Origin of the sequence: Bradyrhizobium sp. 186, from assembly GCF_023101685.1 — a bacterium.
Lineage (GTDB): Bacteria > Pseudomonadota > Alphaproteobacteria > Rhizobiales > Xanthobacteraceae > Bradyrhizobium.
The window spans coordinates 5229986-5242210 of the sequence record NZ_CP082164.1 but is presented as its reverse complement, the minus strand read 5'-3'; the positions used below and the strand labels follow the sequence as shown (position 1 = coordinate 5242210).

At 64.3% G+C, this 12225-nt stretch carries 12 protein-coding genes and 2 tRNA genes; 1 reads left to right on the top strand and 13 read right to left on the bottom strand.

Annotated elements, in window-relative coordinates:
* Positions 1 to 132 precede the first annotated feature (132 nt).
* The 9 genes from IVB18_RS25135 to IVB18_RS25095 all read right to left on the bottom strand — a co-directional run bounded on the left by IVB18_RS25135 (position 133) and on the right by IVB18_RS25095 (position 8772).
* Positions 133 to 312 carry a hypothetical protein gene (locus tag IVB18_RS25135; protein WP_247983122.1) on the bottom strand — a complete coding sequence of 60 codons (180 nt, stop codon included), beginning with the start codon at positions 310 to 312 and terminating at the stop codon, positions 133 to 135.
* Positions 313 to 525: 213 nt separating this feature from the next.
* Positions 526 to 600 (bottom strand) — tRNA-Asn (locus IVB18_RS25130).
* 299 nt (positions 601 to 899) lie between these two features.
* Positions 900 to 1103: a hypothetical protein gene (locus IVB18_RS25125; protein ID WP_247983121.1), complete on the bottom strand. Its 204-nt coding sequence runs from the start codon at positions 1101 to 1103 to the stop codon at positions 900 to 902.
* 263 nt (positions 1104 to 1366) lie between these two features.
* Positions 1367 to 1750: a RidA family protein gene (locus IVB18_RS25120; protein WP_247983120.1), complete on the bottom strand. Its 384-nt coding sequence runs from the start codon at positions 1748 to 1750 to the stop codon at positions 1367 to 1369.
* 17 nt (positions 1751 to 1767) lie between these two features.
* Complete coding sequence (locus IVB18_RS25115) at positions 1768 to 4101, bottom strand: acetamidase/formamidase family protein (protein WP_247991727.1); 2334 nt, start codon at positions 4099 to 4101, stop codon at positions 1768 to 1770.
* Positions 4102 to 4235: 134 nt separating this feature from the next.
* Positions 4236 to 5477 (bottom strand): acetamidase/formamidase family protein, encoded by a 1242-nt coding sequence (locus IVB18_RS25110; RefSeq protein WP_247983119.1) that lies wholly within the window; start codon positions 5475 to 5477, stop codon positions 4236 to 4238.
* 78 nt (positions 5478 to 5555) lie between these two features.
* Positions 5556 to 7178, bottom strand: coding sequence for an amino acid ABC transporter permease/ATP-binding protein (locus IVB18_RS25105; protein WP_247983118.1), 1623 nt, complete (start codon positions 7176 to 7178; stop codon positions 5556 to 5558).
* Positions 7178 to 8095 (bottom strand): ABC transporter substrate-binding protein, encoded by a 918-nt coding sequence (locus tag IVB18_RS25100; protein WP_247983117.1) that lies wholly within the window; start codon positions 8093 to 8095, stop codon positions 7178 to 7180. Before IVB18_RS25100 ends, IVB18_RS25105 begins: the two co-directional genes overlap by 1 nt.
* A gap of 416 nt (positions 8096 to 8511) precedes the next feature.
* A complete protein-coding gene (locus tag IVB18_RS25095) occupies positions 8512 to 8772 on the bottom strand; it encodes a hypothetical protein (RefSeq protein WP_247983116.1) in 261 nt (86 codons plus the stop codon).
* Positions 8773 to 9032: 260 nt separating this feature from the next.
* Between IVB18_RS25095 and IVB18_RS25090 the strand changes: the two genes are divergently transcribed.
* Positions 9033 to 9227, top strand: a complete 195-nt coding sequence (locus IVB18_RS25090; protein ID WP_247983115.1) for a hypothetical protein — start codon at positions 9033 to 9035, stop codon at positions 9225 to 9227.
* A gap of 425 nt (positions 9228 to 9652) precedes the next feature.
* Here IVB18_RS25090 and IVB18_RS25085 read toward each other — a convergent pair.
* From IVB18_RS25085 to IVB18_RS25070, 4 genes are all read right to left on the bottom strand, one after another.
* Positions 9653 to 9726: transfer RNA gene (locus IVB18_RS25085), tRNA-Cys, on the bottom strand.
* A gap of 53 nt (positions 9727 to 9779) precedes the next feature.
* A complete protein-coding gene (locus IVB18_RS25080; protein WP_247983114.1) occupies positions 9780 to 10541 on the bottom strand; it encodes an ABC transporter ATP-binding protein in 762 nt (253 codons plus the stop codon).
* A 10-nt stretch (positions 10542 to 10551) separates the two neighbouring features.
* Entirely contained in the window at positions 10552 to 11268 is a 717-nt protein-coding gene (locus IVB18_RS25075; protein ID WP_346732676.1) for an ABC transporter permease, read from the bottom strand.
* Positions 11269 to 11467: 199 nt separating this feature from the next.
* Entirely contained in the window at positions 11468 to 12205 is a 738-nt protein-coding gene (locus IVB18_RS25070; RefSeq protein ID WP_247983112.1) for a tRNA-uridine aminocarboxypropyltransferase, read from the bottom strand.
* Between the last annotated feature and the right edge of the window lie 20 nt (positions 12206 to 12225).

Below are 12225 nucleotides of genomic sequence, written 5' to 3'. Positions count from 1 at the left end.
GCAGACCCTGGAATGCGGACGATGCCGCGGACGAATTGGCGGCATCTTTGGAACATGCCCGGCGAAAACGCAACATGGCCGGCGGCCCCTAGGACCGGGGCTGCGCACTCACCGCATCAGGGGTTTACACGGCTATTCGATCGCGACCGCGAGGCGGCCGATCAGTGCTGCGACTTCGTCCAGCCGTGCCGAATCGGGTGCCTCGACGGCACGCACAAGGCGCGCGAGGCATTCATCGTCGCTGAGCTCGGGAATGTCGGACGGCAGAATCGAGGGAGCCATCTGGGAACGGTCGACGTGGATGTCTGGCATGGGAATCAGCTCCGTAAGGCCCGGCATCCCGAAGCTTGATTTGAATTGAGTCGATTTGGCGCCGGCCTCATGGCGCGATGGCGCCACCACACACGTCTGCTTGAACGCGATTCCGCACTGGATTCGGCATTGGGCGCTGCTCAGAAACCGCTCAAGCGGCATCACACATCGTGTCAGGATGCGGCAACAACCTACTGAAATAGCGGTGAAATTTGGCTCCCCGGGCTGGATTCGAACCAGCGACCATCCGATTAACAGTCGGATGCTCTACCGCTGAGCTACCGAGGAAAGGGCGAACCGACGTTCGCGCGCGGCTGCGTATAACAAAGCCGCTTGCGCTTGCAAAGGACGAATTCGTCATCTTCCGCAACGCGTCGAGGAAGGGCCTGTGCGGCCCCTCCTCCCGGCCATCAAGGACAAACTACTCGGCGATGAAGGACGTGGTCTTGGTGCCGGAGTCGTAGCGCAGCCTCAGCGCGTTGAACTTGCAGAGGTTGACGTTCTTCCAAAGGACCGACTCGTCGTAGTTCTGCCAGTCGACGCGGATGTTCCAGACGCAGCCCTCATCGTCATCGTCGAACTCGATATTAGGTAGTCGCCTGGTTCTGGAGCACCTTGTCGAGCTCGTTGTCCCATTCGTCCATGCCATCATCCGGTGCGTTGAAGCCGAGGAATTTGATGGCATAGCCGGTTTCGTTGATGACGGAGACATTGCGGGCATCGGCCGCGAACGACGGCGCGGCGGCAATGGATAGACCGATGGCGATCAGTGCAGACAGAAAATACTTCATTTGAAATCCTTCGATCGAAACAGCTTCCGGCCCCTGACGTCGATCCGCGCAGATGCCGCGGCAACCGATGGCGTTGCCTCAGAGATCCGTCCGGAGCGAGATCGAAAGGTTCAACACGCGATCGGCCCGCACTCCAGAGCCGTGCGCGACGCGAGACGCGCACGGGCAGTTCATACCGATTCGAATTCTCCGCAGCAATGAACGGGCATTCATAGATCGGCGACGTTTGGTTTCTCCGCGGCGGTCGCAGGCAGGCGCCGCTCTCACGGCCGCCGGCACACCAGATCGATTTCGATCAGCGCGTCATAAGCGAGCCCGGTGACACCGACACAGGTGCGGGCCGGGAGCCGGCCGGGTGCGAAGAACGTGCGGTAGGTCTCATTCATCAGCGCGTAGTCTTCCTTGAAGCGCGTCAGATACACGCGTGCCATCACGACGTGCTCGAGGCCGAGATCGAGACCTCTGAGAACCACCTTCAGGTTCTCCATCACCGCGTTTGTCTGTGCGACGATACCCTCGGGCAGCACGCCCGGCGTCTGCGGCGTATCCGGCATCTGACCGGTGACGAAAACAAAACCGTCGGTCTCGACCGCGTGGCTGAAGGGCGCGACCGGCTTCGGTCCGCCGCTGATCATGTGGAATTTCACTTCGGTTATCCTTGGTTTTAAGGCGCGTCCTGAAACAGACGCTTGCTGATAATCGCGTGCACGCCCCAATTGCCATCGACCACCTGGGTGACGCCGAAATCAACGGCTGCCGACATCAGCGCGATCGCTTCGTCCTCACTCAGTCCTTTGACGTTCATCAGGAAGCGCCGCATCTTGCGGAAAGCGTCCTTCATGGCGAGGTCGAGCGAAGACTTTGCGTAGACCTCGCTCTGGCCCTGCGCTCCGAACTCGGCGAGGTAGTTGGGATGGCTGAAGCCGGTCAGCACCCAGTCGGTCGCTGTTTCGATCAGGGGATAAGAGAGATCGGCGAAGGGCTGGCCGGCGAGGTCGGCCTTCTTGTGCAGGATCACCTCGAAGGTCCCGGTCATCGAGCATTCGATCGCGGTGCCGCTCAACTCGCCGTCACCCTGCGCCGCATGGGGATCGCCGACCGAGAGCAATGCGCCGGGGACGGAGACCGGAAGATAGACAGCGGCCCCCTTCCCCAGCCGCCAATTGTCGAGATTGCCGCCGAAATAGGACGGCGGCACGGAGTCGATGAAATCGACCTCGCGCGGCGCCACCGCGATCACACCGAAATGCGGACGCAGGGGAATGCGGATGCCGTCGAGCACGGCATGGCGGCGCTTCACCGTGCCGGGCGCGACGGGAACGCCGGGATAGTCGTAGGTCATGTGTACGACGCCGAAGGGATCGGTCTGCGGCTCCCAGCGGTAGGAATAGAGCGCGCGGGCATGCGGCGCGTCGGCGCCGTCGAATATCTCGTAGATCGTCACGACCTCGCGCGGCTTCGGTCCTGAAAGGAACTCGTCGTAATGATAGCCCCACCAGGCCGCTACCGAGGAGCCGAACACGCGGCCTGAATGTTTCGGATGCCGGCTTGCGCGCGGCACGATGTCGAGGATCCGCACTTCCAGCACGTCGCCGGGCTGGGCGTCCTTCACCGCCACGGGCCCCGTGCAGATGTGCACGCCAAACCCCTCGCCGGCGCCGCGACCGAACACGCTGGCGTCCATCGGGCCGGCGCCGCGGCGGTCCACGTTCTTCTTCTCGCGGGTCCAGCCGAACACGCTTTCGGCGGCGGCATCGCCCGCGATCATCAGCTCAGAATCGTCAGAGGCATGCTGCGTCAGCGTTTCGATGGTGATGGTGTCGCCGGAGGTGATCTCGAGCTGCGGCGACAGCGAGCGGCTGAAATACCCCCAATGAACACGGTTGGCCTCGATCGGAAGATGATGGTGCTTGCGTCCCGCCGTTCTCGGCTCATCGGCGTCAGCGCGGGAGACATTGCTGCGCGCCTCCGCACCCGCCTGATGCGCCCGGAGTTGCGCCAGCGCGTCCTGCGGCCAGCCGCGCTGACCGGTGATCCCGTGCTGCGACATCGCCCGCTCCGCCTCCTGCTGGCGAAACTCGCGCGGCGGCAGTCCGAAGCGGTGGCGGAAGGCGCGGCTGAAATGCGCGGAGTCGCCAAAACCATAGGCGTAGGCGATCTCCGAGATCGAGCGATGCGCTTCCGTGGGGTTGGACAGGTCGGCCCAGGCGCGCTGGAGCCGACGTTCGCGGACGTAGTGGGTAAAATTGTCGCCGACCGTCTCGAACAGCTTTTGCAAGTAACGCTCGGAAATCCCCTCGGCCTGCGCGACCCGCGCCGGCACCAGCTCGGGATCGTCGAGCCGGCGCTCGATGGTCTGACAGATCCGGTGCAGAAGTGCGGCCTGCGTCGCGCTCGATCCGGCATCGGACGTCGAGGCCGCCAGTTGATGCGCGAGCGTCAGAAGCAGATCGACGAGACTTTGCGCGACCGAATTCCATTCGGCATCGCTCAAGTTATCGAGCGTGCGCGCGGTAGCGTCGAGCAGGCGCGCGAACACATCTGCGAAACCACTGGGCGGAACGACGCGCGGCTCGCCGAGCCGCGGCTTGCCCGAGAGGCGGCCGTGTAATGCCTCCGAGGTCACCGACAGCACGATCGCGCGCATGTCGCGCTGGAACACGATGCTCCAGTCCCTGCTCCGCGGCAGCAGCACGAGATGGCCGACGGGGACGATGCGATGGCCGCCGGCGCTCCTCAGCACCATGCCGTCCTCGACCGGCATTAGCGCGATCGGAAGGTCTTCATGCGATTTCGTGAGCGGACCGACGCTCTGCGCGCCCGCGGCCATGCGTGTCATCGCGACGCCCGAGGCGTGGCGATGCGACGCCGTTGCGTGCCCATCGAGGAAGGAATGGCCGCCGACGGGTTGCAGGCCGACGGCAGCCAGCACGTCCCGCCAGGCTTCGGGGCGGTCGTCTTGCGCGTAGGACTCGCTCGTGAACGGCCGGAAGCTCATCGGATCGACCCAGATTGCGGTCGATCGAAGCAACCTCTGTGCCAGACGCACGCGGTCATCCGTCGCGGCGACGGGTCGCAAATGACGATCTCTGCTCACCCTCTCATCCCGAAAAAAGACTGCCGTTCAACGCATTAGTCACACCGGAAGATGTTCTTGCGGATCGTGCCGTGGACGCCCCAATTGGCGTCGACCACCTGGGTGACGCCGAAATCGGCGCCGACCGACAGCAGCGAGATCGCCTCGTCCTCGCTCAGGCGATGCACGGTCATCAGGAACCGCCGGAGCTTGCGGAACGCATCGCGCATCGCTCGGTCGAGACTTGAGTGATTGGCAATCTCGGTTTGTGCGTCGGCGCCGAGCGCGGCGAGATAGTTCGGATAGGTGAAGCCGTAGAACGACCAGGCCTGATCGGTCTCCAGCATCGGATGGTCGAGGCCTTCGAGGCTGGTGCCGGCGAGATCGGCCTTCTTGTGCAGGATGAATTCGAACTCGCCGGTGAGCGAGGTCTCGATCGCGGTGCCGCCGAGCTCGCTGTCACCTTGCGCGGCGTGGGGATCGCCGACCGAGAAATAGGCGCCGGGGACGGCGACCGGATAGAACATCCGTGCGCCCTTGCCGATGCGCCAATCGTCGATGTTGCCGCCGGTGTAGCTGGGGGGGATCGAGCTGACGAAGTCGGCCTCGGATGGTGCGAGCCCCATGGTGCCGAAATGCAGGCGCGCTGGCACTTTCACGCTTGCCAGGATGTTCTCGCGCTTCTTGATGGTGGCGTGGTCGACGCGCACGCCGGGATAGTCGATGGTCGGATGCACGATGCCATCGGGATCGGTCTGCGGCGCCCACACGTAATTATAGACGGCCTTCGCATAGGGCTCGCCCGAGGTGTCGAGCTCGAAGATGGTGACGACCTCGCGCGGCTTCGGCTCCTCGATCAGATCGTGATAGTGAAAGCCCCAGTTCGCCGCGACGTTGGAGCCGAAGCAGCGGCCGGCATGGCAGGCGCTGCAGCTCGGCCGCGGCCGGACGTCGAGGATTCGCACCTCCAGAATGTCGCCGGGCTCGGCCCCTTCGATCGCCACCGGTCCGGTCAACAGATGCACGCCGATCCCCTCGCCTGCGCCACGGATGAAGGGGCCTTCGACCGGACCCGAGCCACGGCGCGCCACCGCCTTGTGCTCGCGCGTCCACTGGAACACACTCTCGGCGCCGGGATCGCCCGCGATCATGCGTTCGTAATCGTCATTGGCATGGTGGGTCAGCGTCTCGATGGTGGCGCGATCTCCGGAGCGCAGCGTCAGGGCCGGCGCGACCTTCTTCGAGAAATAACCCCAGTGGACGGTTTTCGGCGAAACCGGCAACGAAAAATGCTTCATGACGTGGTCTCTTCTGACTTGGTCTCTTTTAACTTGGCCTCTTAAGGGAACGCGGTCTTGAACCTGCGGACGCAGCGCTCATCGCACCGCCTCCGGAGTCTTGTCGGCTTCCATCACGCTGAGGAAACGCGCCGTCAGCGGATTGCGCGGGTTGGAGAGAACCTCATGCGCGGGCCCCTCCTCGATGATCGCACCGGCGCTCAGGAAAGCGACGCGGTCGGCGACTTCATCCGCAAACCGGATCTGGTGCGTCGAGATGATCATGGTGAGGCCGTCGTCGATGGCGAGGCGCCGGATCACCTCCAGCACCTCGTTGACCAGTTCGGGATCGAGCGCGGAGGTCGGCTCGTCGAGCAACAGCACGCTCGGATTCGGCGCTAGCGCGCGCGCAATAGCCACGCGCTGCTGCTGACCGCCGGAGAGATGCCGCGGCAGCGCGTCGGCGCGATGCGACAGCCCGACGCGGTCGAGCAACTCGGCGGCGCGGCGGTCGGCATCGATCCTGGTCATGCCATGGACCCAGCGCAAGGGACCGGCGATGTTTTCCTTGGCCGAGAGATGGGCAAACAGGTTGAACTGCTGGAACACCATGCCGACGCCGACGGTGGCCCGTTCGTTGGCGATCGCCCGCGGTGACAGCAGCTTGCCGTCGTCATCAAAACCGAGGCGGCGGCCGCCGACGCGAACGATGCCTCCGTCCCAGCTTTCGAGATGATTGATGCAGCGGAGCAGCGTGCTCTTGCCGGAGCCGCTGGGACCGAGCAGCGCGACCACCTCGCCGATGCGAACAGTGAGATCGAGGCCTCCGAGGACCTTTTGCGCGCCGTAGTTCTTGGTGAGGTCCTTGGTCTCGACGGCGATGTTGTTGCGCGCGATCGTCGCCGCGCGCCGCGTGCGCTCTTCGCGGGTCAGGGCCAGCGGCGGTGTGTCGGTGAGCTCCGGTTGTGCCGCCTCGGGGTCATTGGCCGTAGCTTCGGCGAGCTCAAGCTTGGTGCCGAGATCGACGCGGCGCCAGGGCAGATAGTCGGCAAGCTTGCGCTGACGGCCCTTAACGCGGTCGAGATCAAGCAGCCGTTCGACGAACAGCTGGATGACGCTGATGGCAAAGGTCAGCACGAGGTACAGGAGGCCCGAGGCAAAGAAGATCGAGAAGAAATCGAAGGTCGAGGACGCCAGCTGGGTCGAGCGCAGCGTCAGTTCCTGGACCGCGACCACGGAAGCGAGCGAGGAATTCTTCAGCGCGCTGACGGCCTCGTTGCCGAAGGCCGGAATCATGGTGCGGATCGCCTGCGGCGCGATTACGCGGCGCATCAGAACCGATGGGGTCATGCCGAGTGCCTGGCCCGCCGTCACCTGCCCGCGATCGACGCCGAGCACGCCGGCGCGCAGCATCTCCGCAATGAACGGCGCCTCGTTGCAGGCGAGCGCCAGGCCGGCGGCAAGAACCGCCGGCAGCTTGATGCCGATATGCGGCAGCGCGTCGTAGGCGAACACCATTTGCAGGATCAGCGGCGTGCCGCGGAAGATCACGGTGTAGCCCCGTGCAATCGCAGCCAGCACCCAGAAGCGGCTGAGCTGCATGCCGGCCAGGATCAATCCGAGGATCAATCCGCCGCCGAGCCCGAGGGCAGTCACCTCAAGGGTGAGCTCGATGCCCTCGAGCAGATACGGCATGCTCAAGTAGTGGAGGAACAGAGACATCAGTCAGCCGTCAGGATGTCCGGCTCCTTGAAATTGTTCACATCGAGCTCCCACTTCTTCAGGAGCGCCATGTGCGTTCCGGCCTTCTGCACCTCGATCAGCGCGGCAAGCACGGCGTCGCGGAATTTCGGCTTGTCCTTCGGCACGGCGATGCCGACCGAATACGGGATCGTCACCGCGGTCGCCTTCTCCAGCTTGTCCGGATAGGCCTTCACCGCGCTGTCGACGGTGTTGACGTCGTTGACATAGGTGTCGGCGCGGCCGGCGAGGATCGCCTGGATGCAGTTGGCGTTGTTGTCATAGAGCTGGACGGTCGGCTCGGGCTTGCCGGCCTTCTTGCACTCGGGCATCAGCGCCTGGATCAGGGGCACCTCGACATAGCCGGTGTTTTCGGCGGCAGCCGCGCCGCACATCGACATGTTGATGCCGTTGATGCCCTTGGGATTGCCTTTGGCGACCAGCACGCCGTCGAACACCTTCGAATAGGTGATGAAGTCGGCGGCCTTGGCGCGCTCCTTGGTGGCGTAGATGTCGGAGATGACGATGTCGGCTTGTCCCGCGGCGAGCGTGGTCAGCAGTGCCGCGAACGTCACCGGCTTGTAGGTCAGCTTGAAGCCGAGGCATTCGCCGATGGCTTCGCCGAGATCGATGTCGAAGCCGATATATTTGCTGGGATCCTTCGGATCGATCGTCTCGTAGCCCGGCGTGTGCGGGTTGATGGCGTTGACGAGCGTCTTGCCCTTCCAGTCCGGATATTTTTCCAGGAGCGCGGCGCAGGCCGCAGGTGCCGCCTGCGCGCTCAACGGTGCAGCGGCGACCATGCCGAAAGCGATGGCGGCGCCGAGCGCGACCTTGCGCCATGGCAACGATGCGCGCGCCGTCCCCCGCCGTGCCTGGGGCAAAACCCGTCTGTCCATGTCCAGCTCCTTCGAATTGTCATGGCGCCTGCCATGTTCCAAAACTCGGGAGCTAGCCTAGGAGGAAGGCGGACGGGAAAGCTTGTCCGCGGGCGTACAAAAAATTGGATGGGGTTGGCCTGTGAATTGGGCAGCCCGCTGCACAAAATCTGTTCGCAGGCGTGGGACAGCTACGATCCAGGATTCCGAATTCGGCAGAACCACATCATTTCGATGTTTGCCATGATCTGCACGATTGGCGAATCATTCGGTCGGTTTATTTGACAGAGACGTGACGCCTGGAAGATAGATCCTGGCGCCCGCGTCCGCGAGCACGCCGCCCTCTATCAACAGCCTGTCCGCAGCATATCCACAGGCCGGCTACAGCGGATTCGCAAACAGCTGCCAGCCACTTGCTGCGCACAAACCCACAGGGCCTACCCGCCGGCCTGATCGAACACTGAGCGACAGGCTTCGCTCAGGCTGGCCCGGTTGCGCCGCAGGCACGCCGTGATGGCGCGGACGTTGGGGATCTCGCCGGCGCAGAGCCGGTAGACGTCGGGCGTGCAGACCCGGCGCTGCTCCGATGTTCCCTGTGCATGGGCGGTGGAGGCAAAGAGCGTCAGGAACAGCCCGAGCGTCGAAGCGCGACGCGCCCGGCTTTTCATGCCCGCAAACCGCAAGAACCTCGCCTTCATGACCAAGTCTCCTGTCTGCCTTGCCCCGGCCGGCGCTGGCCGGTCGGGTGTCCAAAGCAGTACGAGGAATAAACCGCGGGGAATGTGATCTCTTTCACACCGGCGGCCGGCCGGGAACGCCTAAGTTCCCGCGGGGATTTTTCAGGAATCGCTAACCAATCGGGCCATGGTCGCCGGATCGATAAAATTCGAACGATCGGCTCAATTGGGAGACAAACCGGTTTTGCGACATTGCGCTATCCGACGTTCCGGAGGGTGTGATGAGCGAAGCCGAATTCAACTTGCTGCTGGATGTCGTCCGGGATGCCATGGTCCATGAAGAATTGGCGCCCGCGGCGGAGGAGGAATTCGTGCCCCGATCGTGGAGCTTCGACGCGACGCCCAAGGCCGCCAATGACAACGAGGGCGCCTGGCCCATTCTGCCGTTTCCGGATGGCTGGTACGCCGCCTGCTGAGACCGCCGCAGCCGCCGCGAACGGATGCGCTCGCATTGCGAGCCCGTCGACATAAGCCGCGCCGAGGCCCGGCGCGGCCACGATCAAGTCTTGACGCGCTCCTCGCCTTGCTGCGACGCCCGTTCGGGTGCGGCCGGCGGAAAGATGCTGTCATAGATCTCTCGCGCCTCGCGAATGAGGCGGGCCCTCTCCAGCTCAGATTTCGGGACTAATCGGACGACGTCGCCCACGTGCTCTCCAGCTCTCGCTTGTTCGGGGATGCATCACCCGGACGCGATGCGAACTCTATGCCAAGCGAGCTGAATCGAGGGTTTCCGGCAAGCCCCGGGCAAACCCGGTGAGCGCCCCTCGGCAGGCCGTATCCGCGCGATTGACGGGGGCCTGCACCGAAGTCGAATTTGTGATGTGAAATCAGAGGCTTGCGATGGAGGCCACGTCGGGACTCGAACCCGAGTAAACGGTTTTGCAGACCGGCGCGTAACCACTCCGCCACGTGGCCCCAACGAGGGCGGAGCAATATAGGGGATCAAGGTTTTAGGCAACCCCGAGCGGCTAGGCCTTTACCTCTGCCGTTCCGGCGAGGTACCGCCCGAGAATCTCCTCGGTCGGACCTGCCGCGGCGATCCGCCCCTCCTCCAGCAGGATCGCGCGGTTGCAGGTGCTCTTGATGAGCTCGATGTCGTGCGAGGCCAGCACCAGGATGCCGGCGCGCGCGACGATCTCGTCGAGCCGCTGCCTCGCCTTGTTGCGGAACTGTTGATCGCCGACGCCGATCCATTCGTCGAGCAGCACGATCTCGCCCTCGACCGCGGTCGCGACCGCGAAGATCAGCCGCAGCATCATGCCGCTGGAATAGGTGCGCAGCGGCAGGTCGAGCCGGTCGCCGAGCTCGGTGAATTCGGCAATCTCCGCGCGCCGCGCGTCGATCTCGGCGCGTCGCGCGCCGATCACGAGCCCTCGCCGCATGATGTTCTCGTAGCCGGTGGCCTCCTCGTCGAAGCCGGCTGACAGGTCGAACAGCGACAGGCAGCGGCCGAGCACGTCGACGCTACCCATCGTGGGATGATAGATTCCGGCGAGCACCCGCAGCAGCGTGGTCTTGCCGGCGCCGTTGGCGCCGATGAGACCAACGCGGTCCCCCGCGCGGATATCGAGACTGACGTCATTCAACGCTCTGACGATGTGTGCGATCGCAGCCTTCCGGCGTAGCGTCACCGCGCTGACGAAGCGGCTGCGCAGCGAGCGGTCGCGAAACGACAGCACCGGAAAGATGACCGAGACGTTGCGAAGCGCGATATGAGCTGCGGGGGTCATATCTCGCGCCTCACAGCCAATACGCCACGCGATGGCGATATCTTGCGTAACAGCCGAGGCCGATGACGGCGACAACGATCGCATAGACCAAGCCGAGCAGCCATTGCTCGGCATCCGTCGGCTGCGACAGAAGCGGCCTGCGCACGAGATCGAGCAGCGTCGCGAACGGATTGGCCCGTATCAGCCAGTGAAACGCAGTGCCGCGCACGGCATCCTCGGTCCAGATGATCGGCGTCAGGAAGAAGATGAATTGCAGGCCGCTGACGATCGCCGAGCCGATGTCGCGGAACCGCGCGCAGAGCATGCCGAGCGCGACAGAGCCGCCGAGGAGCACGGCGAGCAGGATCGCAAAGCCGGGCACCGCGAGCAGCATGCTCCATTGCAGCGGCCATGGCATCACGGCATAGAGCAGGACGATGATCACCAGATGATGCGTGAAGATGAGGACGTTGCGCGCGATCATCTGCAAGACGTGCACGATCAGCGGCGCTGGTACCGCCTTGATCAGGTGGCCGGACGCCACGAAGATGTTGGAGCCCTCCTGGAGCGTCGTGGCGATCAGGGTCCAGACGATCAGGCCGACGGCGAAGTGCGGCAGGAAGACGGCGATGTCCTGCTTGAACAACGCCGCGTAGACCGTTCCGACGCTGGCGATCGTCGCCGCCAGCGTCAGCGTGATCCAGAGCGGACCGATCACGGTGCGCCGGTAGCGCAGCGAGATGTCCATCAGGGCGAGCGTGCCCCAACGATCGAACTGCGCCGCCTGCGCAAGGATCTCCTTCGCTGCGCGATGAATTCGACCGCCCCTTTCGGCTTCCGGCATTCCAATGCCGCGACAGGATAGCAGATCGCGACCTGTCGGCCGAGGGTCTCTATCCGCCGGGTCCTTGCGGGGCAATCGACCGTACGGATGATATGGGCTGGAGTCAGGCTCGTTTGCGCCGGAAATCGCGACGGCGGCCCTTTGGTGCCGGTTTTGGCGCCAAATCCGGCATCTCAGCCTGAACCTCGCGATACCGTGTTAACAGCCGTTCAAAACTGGCGTGCAGCGTCTCGGCGATATCGGCGCGCCGCTCCAGGCCGGCCAGAACCGTCGCGGCGGCCTCGATGGTCGAGAGTCCGTCTTTCCGCGGCTCGCGGCGCAGGCGCCCGTAGCGCGAGGGGTGCACCGGGTTGAGGATGACGCGCTGGCATTTCAGCATCCAGGGATTGCGCCACCACAGCGCCTTGGCCTGGCTCCAGGTGCCGTCGAGCAGCACCACGCCTTCGAGCTTGCCCAGGATGGCGCGCTGGTTCTCCGCGACCTCGCCCTTGCGGGTGAGTGCCAGGATCTCGCCTTCGGCCTCGAGATCGGCCGCGCGCGCCGAGCCCAGATAGAGCACGGCCCAGCGCGCGGCATTTTCGACAGGCTGGCCCAGCGCCTTGGAAAGGCTCGGCCAGGATAGACCAACCCGAACCGTCGCCTTGGGAAAGTGTCTCGCCGTCAGCCGGGCGGTGCCGAGCGCCCTGTCCTGCTCCTGCGGATGCTGGAGGATCAGGAGCCCAAGGCGGTTCGCAATCGGCGTGACGCTGTCGCAGATGCACAGCGGCATCGGCTTCTGGCAATGCGGGCATTCGGGGATCGGCTCGGGCGCTGTGGCGGCCGTCTCTGCTGGGTTCGACATGGCCGCCGCTATACGCTTGA